This window comes from Haloferax sp. AS1 (assembly GCF_014530665.1).
GTDB lineage: Archaea > Halobacteriota > Halobacteria > Halobacteriales > Haloferacaceae > Haloferax > Haloferax volcanii.
On record NZ_SPSA01000002.1, the window covers coordinates 69,302 to 85,977 of the forward strand.

Annotated in this window: 15 protein-coding genes; 6 read left to right on the forward strand and 9 right to left on the reverse strand. The window is 67.9% G+C overall.

The annotated features are described in order from the left end of the window. Window positions 1-625: 625 nt before the first annotated feature. The 9 genes from E4P24_RS15145 to E4P24_RS15185 form a co-directional block, all read right to left on the reverse strand. Complete coding sequence (locus tag E4P24_RS15145; RefSeq protein ID WP_004064807.1) at window positions 626-1,396, reverse strand: IclR family transcriptional regulator; 771 nt, start codon at window positions 1,394-1,396, stop codon at window positions 626-628. A 69-nt stretch (window positions 1,397-1,465) separates the two neighbouring features. After that, window positions 1,466-2,671, reverse strand: a complete 1,206-nt coding sequence (locus tag E4P24_RS15150) for an MmgE/PrpD family protein (RefSeq protein ID WP_188148709.1) — start codon at window positions 2,669-2,671, stop codon at window positions 1,466-1,468. Window positions 2,672-2,703: 32 nt separating this feature from the next. Beyond that, complete coding sequence (locus E4P24_RS15155) at window positions 2,704-4,032, reverse strand: MmgE/PrpD family protein (protein ID WP_004064809.1); 1,329 nt, start codon at window positions 4,030-4,032, stop codon at window positions 2,704-2,706. 1 nt (window position 4,033) lies between these two features. Further along, entirely contained in the window at window positions 4,034-4,738 is a 705-nt protein-coding gene (locus tag E4P24_RS15160) for an ABC transporter ATP-binding protein (protein WP_004040938.1), read from the reverse strand. Beyond that, entirely contained in the window at window positions 4,731-5,522 is a 792-nt protein-coding gene (locus tag E4P24_RS15165) for an ABC transporter ATP-binding protein (protein ID WP_004064810.1), read from the reverse strand. The genes E4P24_RS15160 and E4P24_RS15165 overlap by 8 nt, the downstream gene beginning before the upstream one ends. Then, window positions 5,522-6,598 carry a branched-chain amino acid ABC transporter permease gene (locus tag E4P24_RS15170; protein ID WP_008606796.1) on the reverse strand — a complete coding sequence of 359 codons (1,077 nt, stop codon included), beginning with the start codon at window positions 6,596-6,598 and terminating at the stop codon, window positions 5,522-5,524. The genes E4P24_RS15165 and E4P24_RS15170 overlap by 1 nt, the downstream gene beginning before the upstream one ends. Beyond that, window positions 6,595-7,560, reverse strand: a complete 966-nt coding sequence (locus E4P24_RS15175; protein WP_006600998.1) for a branched-chain amino acid ABC transporter permease — start codon at window positions 7,558-7,560, stop codon at window positions 6,595-6,597. Before E4P24_RS15175 ends, E4P24_RS15170 begins: the two co-directional genes overlap by 4 nt. A gap of 94 nt (window positions 7,561-7,654) precedes the next feature. After that, window positions 7,655-8,974, reverse strand: coding sequence for an ABC transporter substrate-binding protein (locus E4P24_RS15180; RefSeq protein ID WP_115803781.1), 1,320 nt, complete (start codon window positions 8,972-8,974; stop codon window positions 7,655-7,657). Between the two features lie 164 nt (window positions 8,975-9,138). Beyond that, on the reverse strand, window positions 9,139-10,572 hold the full coding sequence (locus E4P24_RS15185; RefSeq protein ID WP_004064814.1) for an FAD-dependent oxidoreductase: 1,434 nt from the start codon (window positions 10,570-10,572) through the stop codon (window positions 9,139-9,141). 232 nt (window positions 10,573-10,804) lie between these two features. Between E4P24_RS15185 and E4P24_RS15190 the strand changes: the two genes are divergently transcribed. From E4P24_RS15190 to E4P24_RS15215, 6 genes are all read left to right on the forward strand, one after another. Then, the gene (locus E4P24_RS15190) at window positions 10,805-11,212 is read left to right on the forward strand and encodes a nuclear transport factor 2 family protein (protein ID WP_188148710.1); all 408 of its coding nucleotides are present in this window, start codon (window positions 10,805-10,807) and stop codon (window positions 11,210-11,212) included. Beyond that, the gene (locus E4P24_RS15195; RefSeq protein WP_188148711.1) at window positions 11,209-12,186 is read left to right on the forward strand and encodes an LLM class flavin-dependent oxidoreductase; all 978 of its coding nucleotides are present in this window, start codon (window positions 11,209-11,211) and stop codon (window positions 12,184-12,186) included. The genes E4P24_RS15190 and E4P24_RS15195 overlap by 4 nt, the downstream gene beginning before the upstream one ends. A 66-nt stretch (window positions 12,187-12,252) precedes the next feature. Beyond that, a complete protein-coding gene (locus E4P24_RS15200; RefSeq protein WP_115862068.1) occupies window positions 12,253-12,912 on the forward strand; it encodes an isochorismatase family protein in 660 nt (219 codons plus the stop codon). Continuing rightward, complete coding sequence (locus E4P24_RS15205; protein WP_188148712.1) at window positions 12,909-14,309, forward strand: dihydroorotase family protein; 1,401 nt, start codon at window positions 12,909-12,911, stop codon at window positions 14,307-14,309. Before E4P24_RS15200 ends, E4P24_RS15205 begins: the two co-directional genes overlap by 4 nt. Window positions 14,310-14,514: 205 nt before the next feature. After that, on the forward strand, window positions 14,515-15,720 hold the full coding sequence (locus E4P24_RS15210; protein ID WP_188148713.1) for a CaiB/BaiF CoA-transferase family protein: 1,206 nt from the start codon (window positions 14,515-14,517) through the stop codon (window positions 15,718-15,720). Next, window positions 15,717-16,676 carry a hydroxymethylglutaryl-CoA lyase gene (locus E4P24_RS15215; RefSeq protein ID WP_006600992.1) on the forward strand — a complete coding sequence of 320 codons (960 nt, stop codon included), beginning with the start codon at window positions 15,717-15,719 and terminating at the stop codon, window positions 16,674-16,676. The genes E4P24_RS15210 and E4P24_RS15215 overlap by 4 nt, the downstream gene beginning before the upstream one ends.

Here is a 16,676-nt window from a genome sequence, read left to right on the forward strand (position 1 = left end):
ACCGCCACGCCGGCGACCGCGCCCTCGCAGAGCGACGGCGCTCGCCTCGACACGTCGGTCGCGCCGCGCTCGTCCGATTGTCAGATTAACCGCTGTTCCCACATTCATTTTTGAAAACTGCCACGTACTTCGAGTCGATATATACTCCCGGACCGACTCGAAGCGCTCGACACTCGAACCGAAAACGGGCCGCCCCCACCGAATCACTCGTCACGACGACAACCGACTTTTCGCTCGAATACACCGCGTATAGCATCAAAAACGCATCGTTCGTCCTGTTTGCGTCGCCGCGAGTGGAACTCGCTCCCGGCCGTCGAAACGCTGACCCCGAATCGAGTTTCCTCTCCCCGCGAGAGTCGGTGACGAAAACATATCATACTCGTGTGTGTTCCAATCTTAGTGATATGTCCGCCGACGTGCTCGCTCGATTCCGGCCGTGGCGCGTGACGCCCGTATCCGTGTCACGGGTCGTGCCGAGTCGATTCGTTCACCATTACAGAGCTAACTTTGTAATTCAAATCGGACTTCGTCGGTTCGGTCCGAGCGACGCTGAGTCCGACGCGTCCGTCGTCGACTATCGCTCGCGATACGGCACAGCCGAACAGTTGTTCCTCACGGTAAGACGCTACGAGTACGTCGCGCGGATGCCGATGACGCGGGCGGCCTGCGTCACCATCTCCGGGACCTCCGTGTGGTACCACTCGCCTTTCATCCGGGTGGTCGGGCCGGAGACGCTAATCGCGCCGAGGATGGTTTCGTCGTCGGAGAGAATCGGCGCGCCGACCGCCCGCATGCCGGTGATGCGCTCTTCGTCGTTGAAGGCGTAGCCGCGCTCGCGAATCGTCGCCAACTCGGCTTCGAGGGCGTCGCGGTCGTCTATCGTCTTCGTCGTCAGGCGCGTCAGTTCGCCGTCGAGTATCTCGTTTCGACGCTCCTCGTCGCAGAACGCGAGGTAGGACTTGCCGACCGACGTGGTGTGGAGGTCGACGGTCGTGCCGATGTGCGAGTCGGTCTGGAGGCCCTGTTCGGACTTCACCTGATAGATGTAGACGCCGCGGCCGTTCTCCTCGACCATCACCTGTCCGCGCTCGCCGACGGCCTCGACGAGGTCGTCCATCTCGCCGATAGAGGCGTGGTACAGCGCGTGTCGCGTCCGGGCGTGGTCACCGAGGTCGAGGAACTTCAGGCCCAGCGCGTACTCGTCGCCCTGCCTGACGACGTACCCGAGTTCCGCGAGCGTCTTGAGGTGGTTGTGAGCCGTGCTCTTCGAGATTCCGAGGCCGTTCGCAATCTCCGACACCCCGCTCGCGTCGTGGTCTCTGATGTGTTCGACGATGCCGAACGAGGTTTTCGTAGCGCCGATTGTTCCCGCCGCGCCGTTTCCGTCCGTGTTCATAGTTATCACTAATCGAGTGCGGTAATAATTGTTACCGTCTCGTTCGGACTGAACGAACGAGTGTTCGGTTTATCGCCGCGTCAGCGCGGCGACGGTCTCGCGGACCGGGTTCGCCCCGACCGACGAGAGCGCGTCGAGCGCCGCATCCGCGGCGTCCTCACCGAGACCGAACGCGAGCAACGCGCGGTTGCGCGCGGTGAGGTCGGACTCCGACAGCGGGTCGCGGAAGTCGCCGCGGGGGTACTCGCGCTCGCCGACGTAGCGGCTCCCGTCGCGGGCGGTCACTTCGACGCGCGCGCCCCAGTCGTCGGGGAAGGCCCGCTCGAACGCCTCGTCGGCGTGGAGGTGGACGCGCTCCGAGAGCGCCTGCACGGCCTCGTCGTCGAGCGCGTCGTCGAGGAAGTCGTCGAGTTCGACGCGCCCGTCCGCGACCCAGCGGGCGAGGACGTACGGCGTCGAGAACTTCGCCGCGGTGAGCGTCTCGGGCCGCGCGTGACTCATCTCGACGCCGTTGCGGTAGGTGTACACGTCGATTCGGTCCACGTCGTCGGGTGCGAGGTCGTCCGCGCCGGCGTCCCGAAGCGCGTCGAGCGGGGCGTGGGTGTAGCGACACGACGGGTACGGCTTCTGGTAGGCCTCGGTGAGCCACCAGCCGTCGCCGAGCGAGTCGAACAGCGCGGCGAACTCGCCGTCCGCGAGGAGCGTCTCGAACGGGTCGTAGACGGCCTCCATCGCCGCGGGCGACCCGCGGAGGCCGGCGGCGGTCAGCGCCGGGCCGAGCGTCGTCCACGTCGAGTGCGGGTCGCGGACGAGCCACGGTATCGCCTCGTTCATCCGCGCCTTCATGGCGAAGATGGCGTACTCGAAGCGCGCGCAGAGCTCGTACGAGCGGACGCAGGCCTCGACGAACGTCTCGCCGTCGACGTCGTTGGCCTCGGCGACGCCGACCGCGCCCGCGACGATGCTCGCGCCCACGTGGCCGCCGCGGTTGTGGCCCTCCTCTATCTCCTGTGTTATCGCCGCCGTCGCGTTCAACAGCGCCGCCTGCGACGGGTCGACCCGGCGGTCGGTCCCGAGGACGGACGCCGGGCCGTCGGCCAGTTTCGCGTCGCGGAAGACGCCCGCGTGTTGGGGCGCGGCCGCTCCCGCGACGGTCGCCGCGAGTACGTCCGCGACGATTCGCTCGCCGTCCGCGCGCACGTCGTCGGGGAGTTCGTCGGTCAGAAAGCCGTACAGCTGTCGTTCCCAGTCTCTGACTGGCTCGTGTGAAATCATGGTTTCAGTGGTCTCAGTGAGTGTCGGGGTGCTCAGGCCCGAGTGAGGGCGCAGAGCACGCGGGGTGCGGCGGGCTCGGTCGCCGCGGTCCAGAGGCCGTCGACGCCGCCGTCACCGATGACGGGCGCGACGAGTCGGTCGAACTTCGCTCGGAGTTCCGATTCGGTGACGGGGTCGTGTTCGCCGCCCCGGGCGGCGCGCACCTCGCGGGCGTACCGCTCGCCATCGGCCGTCTCGACGGTGACGCGCGCGCCGCGCTCGTCTGGTGCGCGGGCCGCGAACTCCTCGGTGGCGACCACGTCCACGCGCCGGGCGAATCCGAGGGCGGTCTTCGTCAGCGCCTCGTCGGTGAACGCCTCCTTGCCCGTCTCGCCGGTCGTCAGCGCCGAAGCGACGGCGAAGGGAACCGAGAACTTCGCTTGCAGGGCGTTCTGGGGTGCCGGCTCCGATAACGCGGCCGCGGCGGGGTACGTCTCGACGGTGACGGCGTCGATGTCGGCCGCGCCGACGCCCGTCTCCTCGACGAGGAGCGCCACGGCGTCGAGGGCGGCGTGGGTGTAGCGGCAGGCCGCGTGGACCTTGAAGTAGCCGCGCTCGATTTCCCAGCGCTCGCCGAGGCCGTCCGCGAGGGCGCTCCGGTCGGGGCCGTCCGCGGCGACGGGTTCGAGGTGTCGGGCCACGCCGTCGTCGAGGCCGGTGAACCCCGATTCGGCTTGGTCGACCGCGAGCAGCCCCGAGAGGTTGCTCATCCCGACGTAGCCGTTTCTGACGGTCGCGCCCTCGGTGGCCGCCTCGAACCGGGTGTGCTGGGCGTAGTTCGCCGCCATGCGCATCGCGTCGAGCGTCGTCTCGGCGTCGAGGCCGCGGAGTCGGGCGACGGCCGCGGCGGTCCCGACGCCCCCCCACACGCCGTGGGGGTGGAGACCGTCCGCGAGCGGGACCACCGTCTCGGCGGCGCGGACCGCCGCCTCGTAGCCGGCCACGAACGCCGTCAGGAACTCGTCGCCGCTGCGGTAGGCCGATTCGCCGTCCGCGAGGAGCGCGGGCAGGACGTGAATCGCCGGGTGACCGGCCGCGAAGCGGTGGCCCTCGTCGAGTTCGAGAACGCTCCCGGCGGTCGCGTTGACGAACGCGGCGCGGTACGCGGTGGTCCGCTCGCCCGCGGTCCCCATGATGGTCGATTCGCCGCCGTTCTCGTCGGCCCAGCGGCGCGCCAACGCGGCGACCGCGGGGTCCGACGCGCCGCCCAGCACCGCGCCGATGGTGTCAGCGACGACGAGGGACGCGCGCTCGACGACCGACGCGGGGAGGTCGGTCCGGTCGAGGTCGGAGACGAACGACGCGAGCGCTTCGTCGGCCATCTCAGACCCCGAGGTACGCCTCGACGACGCCCTCGTCTTCGAGGAGTTGGTCGCCGTCGGCGGTCATGCTGATGCGGCCGTTCTCCATGACGTAGCCGCGGTCGGCCAGCTTGAGCGTCTGCTGGACGTTCTGTTCGACCATGAGCACCGTCATGCCCTGCGCGTGGATGTCCTCGATGACGTCGAACACCTCTTGGACGAGGTGCGGCGCGAGACCGATGGAGGGCTCGTCGAGGATGAGCAGGTCGGGTTCGCCCATGAGCGCGCGAGCGAGGGTCAGCATCTGCTGTTCCCCGCCGGACATGGTGCCGGCGCGCTGGTTTTTGCGCTCCGCGAGCCGGGGGAACAGCTCCAGCATCTCGTCGAGGTTCTCCTCGCGGTGCGCCTTCGCCTCCTCGGTCTGCGCGCCGAGAAGCAGGTTGTCGATGACGGTCATGTTGGTGAACAGGTCGCGGTTCTCCGGGACCTGCACGATGCCGCGCTCGACGATTTCGTGGGAGGCCTTCGAGTGAATCGCCTCGTCGCGGTAGGTTATCTCGCCGTGACTCGGCGAGAGGATGCCGCAGATGGTGCGCATCGTCGTGGTCTTGCCCGCGCCGTTCGAGCCGATGAGCGCGACGATTTCGCCCTCGTCGACGTGCATGTCGACGCCGTGGAGCACCTCGATGTCGTCGTAGCCGGCGCGGACGCCGCGCAGTTCAAGCATCGACGTCGAACCCCCCGATGTAGGCCTCGATGACGCGGTCGTCTTCGACCACCGTCTCCGGCGCGCCGAAGGCGATGCCCTTCCCTTGGTCAAGCACTTTCACGTAGTCCGAGATGTTCATGATGGCTTTCATGTCGTGTTCGATGACGAGCAGGCTCGTCCCGCGCTCGCGCAGTTGGCGGAACAGGTCGAGCATCTGCTGCGACTCCGACGGGGTGAGCCCCGCCATAATCTCGTCGAGAAGCAGGATTTCCGGCCGCGTCGAGACGGCGCGGGCGAGTTCGAGGCGCTTCTGTGCGCCCACGGTGAGTTCGCCCGCCTCCTCTTCGGCCTTGTCCGCGAGCCCGACGAATTCGAGGTTCTCCATGGCGATTTCGCGCGCCTCGCTCCGGCGGCGCGTGTGGATGTGCGCGCCGACCATCGCGTTTTCGACGACGGTCAGCTCCTCCAGCGGGCGCGTGATTTGGAACGTCCGCGCCAGCCCCGCCCGCGCGATTTTGTGCGCCGGGAGGCCGGAGATGACCTCGCCGTCGAGTCTGACGGTCCCGCTCGTCGGCGGGAACGCCCCGCTGATGCAGTTGAACAGCGTGGTCTTGCCCGCGCCGTTCGGCCCGATGAGGCCGATAATCTCGCCGCGGTTGACGGTCATGTCCACGTCGTCGAGCGCTTGCAGGCCGGAGAAGCGCTTGCCGACGCCCTCGACCGACAGAATCCGCTCGCCGTCGCGGTCGATGTCGGCGTCCGGGTCGTCGACGCTCTGCGCGTTCGTCTCGTCTGCCGACATCACTCGCTCACCTCCTCGTCGCCGCGGACGCGGGTCCAGAGGGCGCGCGCCTGATTCGGCCAGCTCACGACGCCGCGCGGCGAGTAGATGACGATAGCCACGAGGAACGCGCCGTAGATGATGCGGTCGAGGCCGTTGATGTCGGAGAACGTCGTCCGCGCCACCTCGCTGACGGGGGTGACGATGAACGAGCCGACGATGGGGCCCAAAAGCGTCCCCGGGCCGCCGACGACGGCGGGGAGGAGCAGTTCGACGTTCTTGAACAGCGCGAACACGGTGTCGGGGCGGATGGTGTTGAAGTACATCGACCAGTAGGCACCGCCGAGGGCGGTGAAGAAGGCGCTGACGGCGACGCCGATGAGCTTGTACCGGAAGCTCGGCACGCCGACGCTGGCGGCGGCCCGCTCGTCCTCGCGGATGGCGAAGAAGTACAGCCCGACCCACGAGTTCTTGATGATCCACGAGACGAGCGTCACGACGAGCAGGAAGCCGACGATGAGGTAGTAGTACGGCAGGTCGTTCTGGAACTGGAAGGCGACGAGGCCGTACTCCGCGCCGTAGTCACGCGGGAACGGCTTGAAGTAGCCGTTGGCCCCGCGGAGCTCCGACATGTTGGTGACGACGAAGCGGAGCAGTTCCGCGAACGCCAGCGTCGCCAGCGCGAAGTAGTGGCCTTGTAGGTTGAAGCGGAACGACAGCGCGCCGATGACGAGGCCGTACCCCGCCGCGAGCACGCCGCCGACGAGCATGCCGACCCACGGGTTCACCGCGAAATCGACGACGAGCGCCTGCGTGGCGTACGCGCCGACGCCGAAGAACGCCGCGTGCCCGAACGAGAACTGCCCGGTGTAGCCGGACATGATGTTCCACGCCTGCGCCGTGTAGGCGTAGATGACCGTGAGGATGAGCACTTTCAGGCTCAACAGCGCCGCGATTTCCATCCCGGCGACGTCGATTTCGATGAGCGTCGGGAGCGCCGCGAGCAGGCCGAACAGCGCGACGCCCTTGATGAGCGGGGCGTACCGCCGGTCGTCGAACGTCCGGTAGCGGTCGCGGACGGACTCGATTGCGCTCACGCCTCAGCACCTCCGAAGAGTCCCTCGGGCTTGACGAGGAGCGTCCCGATGAAAAGCAGGAAGATGAGCACCTGCGCGGTGGTTCCGGGGAGGTAGTAGCCGCCGAACACCTGAATCAGCCCGACGATGAGGCCGCCGACGAACGCGCCGGGGAACGAGCCGAGGCCGCCGAGGATGACGATGACGAAGGCGTTGATGAGGTACGTCTCGCCCGTGAAGGGGTCGAACCGCTGGAACAGCGCGATAGAGCCGCCGGCGACGCCGGCCAGCGCCGCGCCGATACCGAAGGTGAGGTAGTTGATGCGGCGGACGTTGATGCCGACGTAGCGCGCGCCGTCGCGGTTGTCGGCCGTGCCGCGGATTTTCCGGCCGAGGTCGGTCCGGTTCAGGAACGCCCGCACGGCGAGCATCGTTCCGAGCGCGATGACGAGCGCGTAGAACTGTCCGAGCGGGATGAACACGTCGCCGACCTGCACCGACCCGAGCGACAGTTCGACCTGCTGGGGGTCGGGCGTGAACACGATTTCGATGGCCGACTGGATGATAAAGAGGACGCCCAGCGTGGCGATGAGCTGGTTCTGCTGGGGGGCCTCGATGATGGGTTCGACCGTGAGTATGTGGACGACCACCCCGAGGGCGAACAGCACCGCGGCGGCGATGGGTATGCCGAGAAACGGGCTGATGCCGGCCGTCTCGGAGACCAACCACACCGAGTACATCCCGACGACGAGGAAGATGCCGTGGGCGAAGTTGATGACGTCCATCACGCCGAATATCATCGTCAGCCCCAGCGCCGTCAGCGCGTAGACGCCCCCGAGCAGGAGGCCGAACGCGAGCAGCTGCAGGAGGACGGGCTCCAGATTGGTGATGTCGGTCAGGAACTGTGCGAACGGGTCGATGAATCGGCCGAGGCCACCGCCCTGGAGCGGCAGCGGCGCGACCGATGTGACTAGGTGTCCCATGCGGTTTCTACGCTCGGGAATTGTTGGCAACCCCCATAAAAGGTGGCTATCTTTCGAGACGGTTCGTTGACGTGACGGCGGTCGCGGGTAGCGGTTAGACCTGCGGTTCGGCCTCCGCGTACTCCTCGGGGTAGACCACTCTGACCGAGAGGTCCTGGACCTGGTTCACCGGGCCGAGCGCGTTGACGTTCTCGCCTTGGTCGTCGAACTCGATTGCGCCCATCGCGGAGATGTGGTCCTCGTAGCTGAGCCCCATGAGCGCCTCGTTGATGTCGTCGGGGTCGACGCTGCCGGCTTCTTCGACCGCCTGGATGATGACCTCCGCCGCGGTGTAGGCCATCCCGACCGACGCCGAGAACTCTTGGTCGTAGTTGTCGCGGAACTGCGAGCGCACCTCGGCGGTCTTGTCGACCGTCGGGTTCAGCGCGTAGTTGTTGTCCAGCACGCCGTTCGCGAACTCGCCGATGTCGCTGACGGCGTCGTCGTCGGTGAACGTCGCGGACGCCGAGGCGGTCAGGTACGGCGGCCGGTAGTCCTGGTCCTGCAACGCCTGTGCGAGCAGGACGCCGCCGGCGACGTACGTCGTGGCGATGATGGTGTCGGGGTCGGCGCTCCGGAGCCGCGACACCTGCGTGTTGGCGTTCGACGCGCCGAACTCGATGGCCGTCTCCTCGACGATTTCGACGTTCTGCTCGGGGAGGAACTCGCGGAGGCTGTCCCGAATCGCCTGCCCGTAGCTGTTGTTGATGTAGAACAGCCCCGCCGTGTCGATGGTGCCGCCGCCGTCGCGGATGACCGACGGCACGAGGTCCGCGTAGTCGCTCGCCAATCGGCGCGCCGGGGGTTGGGGCCGGTAGACGTAGTTGAAGTCGCGGCCTTGCAGGATGTTGTCCGCCGCCGCGATTGAGATGACGAAGGGGACGCCCTGTCGCTCCGCGACCTGCGTCGCCGCCGTCGTCACCGGCGAGGAGTAACAGCCGGTGAGGACGTCCGCGCCCTCGCTGAGCAGTTCCTCGCTGACCTGTCCGCCGAGCTCCTGTGCGCCCTGGTTGTCGCCCTCGATGACGGTCACTTCCGCGCCGTCGAGCGATTCGATGCCGCCCTCCTCGTTTTTCCGCATCGCGGCGAGTTTGATGGCGTTGCTCATCCCGACGCCCGTCGCGGCGAGACTGCCCGAAAGCGGGTGGTTCGACCCGATGACGACCTCGTCGACGGACTGTTCGGGCGTCCCCGTCGCGGTGCCCGTCTCGCCGCCGGACCCGCCCGAGTCACCGCCGGAGTCGCCGCCCGACCCGCCGCCGTTTCCGGCGTCGTCGCTCGCACAGCCGGCCAGTGTCAGTGCCGCGACGCTCGCGCCCGTTGCTTTGAGGAAGCGTCGCCTGTTGCTCGTCGAAGACTTGAGAGTCTTACCCATGGCAATCGGTATCGAGGTTAGTGCCTACTGTAATAAATCCTCCCGTACTCGTGTTGTCACGTTCTGTGGATATTCCTGCAACGAATCGAGTACGGGTCGGCAAATTGAGTCGAAAACGAGTCGTTTCGATTGTTCTACTCCGGGGCCGTGACCCCGCCGCGGCGTCAGTCGAGCGATTCGCGGGCGTGAATGCCAGCGAGGCGGCCGTAGCCGAGCGCGGTCGTCAGCCCGTTGCCGGAGAGATAGCCGCCCGCGCCGTGACCGCTGATGCCGCAGGCGGTGCCGCCCCCGGCGTAGAGGTTCTCCACCGTGCTCCCGTCGGTTCGGAGGACGCGCCCGTGTTCGTCGACGACGAGGCCGCCCTGCGTGTGGAAGAGCGCGCCGGTGACTTTGGCCCCGTAGAAGGGCGCTTCCAGCGGGCTCGCGCCGTCGACGCGACCGACTTCGTCCGGCTCGCCCGCCGCGGCCGCCTCGTTGTAGGCGGCGACCGTCTCCGCGGCGGCCTCGCCGTCGGCACCGAGTCGCTCCGCGAGGGCCGCGACCGAGTCGGCGGTGTGGTAGGTCCCCCGCTCGATGGCGTCGTCGAAGTCCTCGAACTGCCCGCGGAGCTTCTCGAAGATGCGCTCGTCGAACAACTGAATCGCCTGCTCGCCGGGCTGTTTGAGCACCGAGATGGCGAACTCGCTGTACCCCGCGGACTCGTCGCCGAAGCGCTCGCCGTCTCGGTTCACGAGGATGCCCCCGTTCATCGTGACCGCGTAGGTCGACAGCACGCCCGTCTGGCTCGCCACCGTCGCGTGGCCCTGATAGGCGTCCATGCAGGCGAGTTCGCCGCCGAGCTCCGCGCCGAAGCGGACGCCGTCGCCGGTGTTGCCGTCAGCGCCGAAGTACAGCGCCCGCTCGACATCCGCCTCGCAGTAGTCGGTGACCATCTCGCGGTTGCCGGCGAAGCCGTCGGTGGCGAGGATGACCCGCTCGGCCTCGATGGCCTCGTCGTGGCCGAGGCCGGCGACGACGCCCCGAACCGCGCCGTCCTCCGCGACCAGTCGCTTCACGGGCGCGTTCGTCAGGAGTTCGATGTTCGGCGTCGACTCGACGCGCTCGACCAGTTCGGCGACGAGGTTCTCGCCGTTTCGGCCCTCCGGGGCGTGCATCCGGTACTCGGAGTGTTTGGGATACTTGAAGTCGTCCACGATGTGGAGCGTGATGTCCCAGTCGTCGACGAGCCAGTGGATGAGGTTCGCGCTCTCCTCGCAGAGGTACTGGACGCGCTCCTCGTCGGCCTCGTAGTCGTTTTTCTCCAAGATGTCTCGGGCCATGTCCGCGGGCGTCTCCTCGATGCCGACCTCGCGCTGGAGGCGCGTCCCCGCCGCGGGGACCATCCCCGTCGACAGCGACGTGTTGCCGCCGCACTCGGGCGCTTTCTCCAGCACCGTCACGCGAACGTCGGGGTTCTCGCTGGCCGCGAGCGCGGCGACGAGGCCGGTTCCCCCGCCGCCTGCGACGAGTACGTCCGTGTCGATGTCCCACTCGATGTCGTCGACCGAGACGACTTCGGTGACGCCGTCGCTCGGCGTCCGCCGGGCTAGTTCGTCCATGCAGTCTGCTAGGCAGACTCTATCGTAAAACTACCGCCTCCGACGGCGGTGGTGTCGCCGTTTCTCACCCCGCGTCGCCGCCGCGTCCGCCGGTTTTCTCGGTCGCGCGCGTGAGAACAATACCCTCGTCTCCTGCGGCGTTTGCCGTCGCGCCGACTCGAACAGTCAGGAACGGCAGACGGTCAGCAATCCCGGAGTGAAAAACTATGTGTGTCGAGAACACCCATACCGCATGGACTCGCCACGAGACATCGTCGAGGAGTTCTTCGACCGCATGGAAGACGACCGCAGGAACACCGTCGGCGACCTGTTCGCCGAGGACGCCGTCATCTCCCTCCCGGGAGCGACCTTCGAGGGACCGACCGCGGCCTACGACTTCCTCGCGCACCTCGAACCGCGGTACGAGTGGGCGGCGAAGGAGTTCGACCGCTGGCTAGAGGCGGGTGACACCGTCGTGAGCGTCGGGTCGCTCTACGGCGTCGCCAACGACGGTTCGGAGTTCTCCGACGTTCGCTACGTCGATATCTACGTCGTCCGCCGGGGTCTCATCGAGCGCCTCGACATCTGGAACGACCTCGCGGTCGACGGCGTCGTTCCGGTCGCGGACGCGGACGCGCCCGCGACCCCGGCGGAGGAATGAGCGACCGAACCGCGGTTCTGTTCGCGCTTCGCGACGACCCCTCGCTCGTCGTGCGCGCCGAGGAACTCGGCTACGAGTCGGCGTGGGCCGCCGAGGGACAGGGCAAGACCGCCTTCGGAAAGCTCGAACGCTGGGCCGTCCACACCGAGGAAATCGGCCTCGCGACCGGCATCGTCAACGTGTTCTCGCGGACGCCCGCGGCGCTCGCGGCGGCCGCGGCGACGCTCGACGACCACTCCGACGGGCGCGCGATTCTCGGCCTCGGCGTCGCCCACCCCGGCGTCGTCGAGGCGTTCCACGGCGTCCCCTTCGACCGCCCGCTGTCGCGCCTCCACGAGTACGTCGAACTCGTCCGGCGCTACCTCCGCGGCGACGCCGACTCCTTCGACGGGGAGTTCTTCTCGCCCGAGCGCACGAGCTTCTGGGACGCCTTCGAACCCGTCCGCGAGGAGATACCCGTCTACAACGGCGCGCTCGGCCCGGCGAACGTCCGACTCACCGGGCAGGTCGCCGACGGCTGGCTCCCGAACCTCTATCCCCGACCGCAGTTCGAGGCGGCGCTGGAATGGCTCGACACCGGGGCCGCCCGCGCCGGGCGCGACCCGAGCGACGTGGACGTGGCGATGTACGTCCTCACGGCCGTCCACGACGACCCCGACGAGGCGCGGCGGGCGGCGGCCGAACACGTCGCCTACTACCTGCGGGACGTGCCGGGCTACTACGACCGCGCGGCCGAGCAGGCCGGCTTTGCCGACGAGGTCGAGGCGGTCCGCGCCGCGCCGACGACCGAGGTCGGGGCGCGCGAACTCTCGGCGGAGTTCCTCGACCTCGTGGCGCTGGTCGGCACGCCCGACGACGTGCGGGGGCGACTCGTCGAACTCCGCGAGATGGGCGTCGACCTCCCGGTCGTCCGCGCGCCCGCCGGCGTCGACCGCGAGTGGGTCGCGCGGACGCTGGAGGTGTTCGCCCCGTAACATGACGCCGGCGGACCGTGCCGTACTTTTATGCTGGATGCCACCGCATCTCAGGCGAAGCGAGTCATGACAGACCGTATCTGGGAGGACCTGCTATCCGAACAGGATAAACAGGTCATCACGAAGGCTGGTTACGACAAGGAGGGCGCCTCGTCGTGGGAGTCCCGCGGCATGGGCGAGAACCCGATGGTTCTCGTCATCGACATGCAGCGGCTCATCGTCGGCGAGAACGCCCCCATCCTCGACGCCGTCGAGGAGTATCGCACCGCGATGGGCGACATCGCGTGGGACGCCATCGAGCACATCGACCCGTTCCTCGACTTCGCGCGGGAGCGGGGGCTTCCGGTGACGTACACGCGGGTCGTCCCGTCGAGCTACGACGACCCCGACCACCCCGACCTCGACATCGTCGACCCGGTCGCGCCCGAGGAGGGCGACACCGTCGTCGACAAATCCTACGCGTCGGCGTTCTACGGGACCGACCTGCTCTCGCGGCTCGTCCGCGGCGGCCACGACTCGGTCATCATCGTCGGCAACTCCACCAGCGGGTGCGTCCGGGCCACCGCGGTGGACGCGAAACAGAACGGCTTCAGCGTCGTCCTGCCGCAGGAGTGCATCTTCGACCGCATCGAGGCGTCGCACAAAATCGGCCTCCTCGACCTGTGGATGAAGTACGCCGAGGTGCTGGAGACCGAGTCGGTCGAGGAGTGGGTCGAGACGCTATGACCCACGACCTCGTCATCTCGAACGGCACCGTCGTCACGCCCGAACACGGCAGCTTCGCGGCCGACGTGGCGGCCGACGGCGAGACAATCTCCGCCGTCGCCGCGCCCGGCACGCTCTCGGGCGAGACGGAAATCGACGCGACGGGCAAGCACGTGCTCCCGGGCGCGATCGACCCGCACACCCACCACGGCATCTACCGCGGACTGGAGGCGGACGCCGAGTCCGAGTCTAAGTCCGACCTCGTCGGCGGCGTGACCACCATCGGGAACTACTTCCGCCGGGCGGGGGCCTACGAGGACATCATGCCGGGCTACTTCGACGAGGCGGAGCCGAACTACTACCACGATTACTTCTTCTCGCTCGGCCTGCTCTCGATGGAACACGTCGAGGAGATCCCGATCATCATCGAGGAGTTCGGCATCACGACGTTCAAGTGGTACATGAACTACAAGGACGCCGCCCGCGAGAAGTTCGGCGTCGACTGCGACATGCACGACGACTTCGGCGACGCCTTCGTGCGGAAACTCGCCGAACAGGACGTGCCGACGACGCTCGGCTACCACTCCGAGAACGTCGAAATCACGAACGCGCTCGCCGGCGGCAACGTCTACGTCACCTCCGAGTCCGACGACACCGACGCCAGCGAGGACGAGGGCTACGAGGTGATGGTCGAGGAGTTCCCCGGCTACGCCGAGACCCAGAGCATGGTCGCCGGGGCCGCGCTCGCCAAGGTTCACGGCTACGACGACCGCTTCTACGCGGTCCACATCTCCGCCGGGGAGACGGCCGACGAGCTCGCCGCGCTCCACGACGCGGGCTACGAGGCGTGGGGCGAGACGTGCATCCACTACCTCGCGCTCACCACCGAGGAGTGCGACGAGCGCATGAAGGTGAACCCGCCGGTCCGGTCGAAAGCCGACCAAGAGACGCTCTGGGAGCGCCTCGCCGACGGCACCATCTCGACTATCGGCACCGACCACTGCGCCAACCTCGCGGAGAACAAGTTCGGCGAGGGCATCCGCGACAGCCTGCTCGGGTTCCCCTCGACGCCCGTGATGCTCCCGCTCATCCTCTCGGAGGGCGTCAACGAGGGCCGCATCTCGCTCGAACGCGCCGTCGAGGTGACGAGTACCAACGCGGCGAAGGCGTTCAATCTCTACCCGAAGAAGGGGACGGTCCGGGTCGGCAGCGACGCCGACCTCGCCGTCGTCGACCTCGACGAGACGAAGACGGTCGCGCCGGAACTGTTACACAGCGTCAGCGGCTACTCCCCCTACGAGGGCCGAGCAGTCACCGGCTGGCCGACTCAGACCGTCGTGAAGGGCGAACTCGCCTACGACGACGGCGACATCGTCGGCACGAAAGGGCACGGAACCCACATCGACCGGCCGGTGTGACCCCGTCGGACGGCCGGAGCCCCCACCCGACCGGCTCGACCGACTCGACCGACCCGACCGACCCACCCCACCGACGACGCGGACTGACCGGCCACGCGGAACCGGGCACACCGACGACCGGCCGCCCGCGACCGGGCACGCGGACGCGAACACGCACCACCAGACGACCACCACACGCGACACAGAACGAGAAGACACACACGACATGACGAACGACACGAACGGACCACTCGACGGCCTCGTCGTCCTCGAAGCCGGGTCGATGATATCCGGCCCGACCGTCGGCCGCTTCATGGCCGACTTCGGGGCGACGGTCATCAAAATCGAACACCCGGCGTTCGGTGACCACATCCGCCGCTTCGGTCCACAGAAAGACGGCGTCGGCCTCTGGCACAAGTATCTCTCGCGGAACAAGCAGTCTATCACCCTGAACATCTCCACCGACGAGGGCGCGGCGGTGTTCGAGGACCTCGTGGGCGAGGCCGACCTCCTCATCGAGAACTTCCGACCCGGCACGCTCGAACGCTGGAACGTCGGCTGGGAGCGACTCTCCGAGGTCAACGACGACCTCGTGATGCTCCGGATGTCCGGCTTCGGCCAGACCGGCCCGTATTCCGAGCGCCCCGGCTTCGGGACGCTCGCGGAGGCCATGTCCGGCTTCGCCTACCTCAACGGCTTCCCCGACTCGCCCCCGTTGCTCCCGCCGACCGGCCTCGCAGACAACATCGCGGCGCTGTTCTCGACGTTCGCGGTGATGTTCGCGCTCTACCACCGCGACGTCCACGGCGGCGGCGGCCAGTACATCGACACGAGCCTCATCGAACCCATCTTCGGCCTGCTCGGGCCGCAACCGCTCCGCTACGACCAACTCGGTGAAATCGAGTCGCGGTCGGGCAACCGCTCGACCTCGTCGGCTCCGCGGAACGTCTACCGGACGGGCGACGACCGCTGGGTCGCCATCTCCGCGAGCGCGCAACCGCTCGCAGAACGGACCTTCGACGCCCTCGGCCGCCCCGACCTGAAGGACGACCCGCGGTTCGAGACCAACGAGGACCGACTGGAACACGTCGACGAACTCGACGCCATCATCCAAGACTGGATGGACGACCACAGCCGCGAGGAGGTGCTCGACGCGTTCGAGGCGGCCGACGCGACGCTCGCGCCCGTCTACAACGTCGAGGACATCCTCAACGACGAGCACTACGCGGCGCGCGAGGCGTTCCTGACGGTCGACGACCCGGACCTCGGCGAGGCGGTCGTCCAGAACGCCTTCCCGAAGTTCTCGGAGACGCCGGGGCGAGTGGACCACCTCGGACCGTCGCTCGGTGAACACAACGACGCGGTCTACCGCGACCGACTCGGCTACGACGAGTCGGTGCTTTCGGACCTCGAATCGGAGGACGTGATATGAGCCTCCTCGACTCGCTCCCCGAGCGCGTCCACGTCGTCGAGATGCTCCCGCGTGACGGGTTCCAGCGTCTCGACGAGTTCGTCCCGACCGACGAGAAAGTCGAGATAATCGATACCCTCTCGGACACCGGCGTGGACGAAATCGAGCTCTCCTCTTTCACCCACCCGAAGGCCGTCCCGACGCTTCGGGACGCCGACGAGGTGGCGACGCGAATCACCCGCCGCGACGGCGTGACCTACCGGGCACTCGTCCCCAACCTCCGGGGCATGGAGCGCGCCGTCGAGGCCGAGGTCGATAAGGTGAACGCGCTCGTCACGGTGAGCGAGACCTACACGAGCAAAAACCAGAACCGCACCCGCGAGGAGGTGCTCGCGGAGATGGACGACATCGTCGCCCTCGCCCACGACCACGGCATCGAGGTCGAAGCCGGGATGGGAACGAGCTTCTACTGCCCCTACGAGGGCGCAATCGACCCGGCGGAGACGCTCGCGGTCGTCGACAGCGTCGTCGACTCCGGCGTCGACGAGGTGACGCTGGCGACGACGATGGGCCTCGCCAACCCGGTCGAAATCACGGAGCGGTTCACGGCTGCGTTCGAGGCCCACCCCGGCCTCGACATGGGCCTGCACCTCCACGACACGAACGGGATGAGCCTCGCCAACACGCTGGCCGCGATGGCCGTCGGCGTCGACCGCTTCGACGCCTCGGTCTGCGGACTCGGCGGCGGCGTCGTCCTCCCAGGCGATATGTCCGGCGTCGGCAACACGCCGACCGAGGACCTCGTCCAGATGCTCGACCGCATGGGCGTCGGCCACGGCGTCGACTTCGGCCGCATCGAGGCGGCCGCCCACGACGTGTCCGACCGACTGGGCCTCGGCCTGACGAGTCACGTCCTCGCGGGCGGCACCGTCGAGGGCGTCCTCGACACCGTCGCGGCCGACGGGGAGGGCGACTGA

Coding starts and splice junctions, on each gene's coding strand:
- E4P24_RS15210 (WP_188148713.1), top strand. CDS start 14,515: ATGACGAACGACACGAACGGACCACTCGACGGCCTCGTCGTCCTCGAA.
- E4P24_RS15205 (WP_188148712.1), top strand. CDS start 12,909: ATGACCCACGACCTCGTCATCTCGAACGGCACCGTCGTCACGCCCGAA.
- E4P24_RS15160 (WP_004040938.1), bottom strand. CDS start 4,738: ATGCTTGAACTGCGCGGCGTCCGCGCCGGCTACGACGACATCGAGGTG.
- E4P24_RS15150 (WP_188148709.1), bottom strand. CDS start 2,671: ATGATTTCACACGAGCCAGTCAGAGACTGGGAACGACAGCTGTACGGC.
- E4P24_RS15185 (WP_004064814.1), bottom strand. CDS start 10,572: ATGGACGAACTAGCCCGGCGGACGCCGAGCGACGGCGTCACCGAAGTC.
- E4P24_RS15175 (WP_006600998.1), bottom strand. CDS start 7,560: ATGGGACACCTAGTCACATCGGTCGCGCCGCTGCCGCTCCAGGGCGGT.
- E4P24_RS15155 (WP_004064809.1), bottom strand. CDS start 4,032: ATGGCCGACGAAGCGCTCGCGTCGTTCGTCTCCGACCTCGACCGGACC.
- E4P24_RS15195 (WP_188148711.1), top strand. CDS start 11,209: ATGAGCGACCGAACCGCGGTTCTGTTCGCGCTTCGCGACGACCCCTCG.
- E4P24_RS15190 (WP_188148710.1), top strand. CDS start 10,805: ATGGACTCGCCACGAGACATCGTCGAGGAGTTCTTCGACCGCATGGAA.
- E4P24_RS15180 (WP_115803781.1), bottom strand. CDS start 8,974: ATGGGTAAGACTCTCAAGTCTTCGACGAGCAACAGGCGACGCTTCCTC.
- E4P24_RS15165 (WP_004064810.1), bottom strand. CDS start 5,522: ATGTCGGCAGACGAGACGAACGCGCAGAGCGTCGACGACCCGGACGCC.
- E4P24_RS15200 (WP_115862068.1), top strand. CDS start 12,253: ATGACAGACCGTATCTGGGAGGACCTGCTATCCGAACAGGATAAACAG.
- E4P24_RS15145 (WP_004064807.1), bottom strand. CDS start 1,396: ATGAACACGGACGGAAACGGCGCGGCGGGAACAATCGGCGCTACGAAA.
- E4P24_RS15215 (WP_006600992.1), top strand. CDS start 15,717: ATGAGCCTCCTCGACTCGCTCCCCGAGCGCGTCCACGTCGTCGAGATG.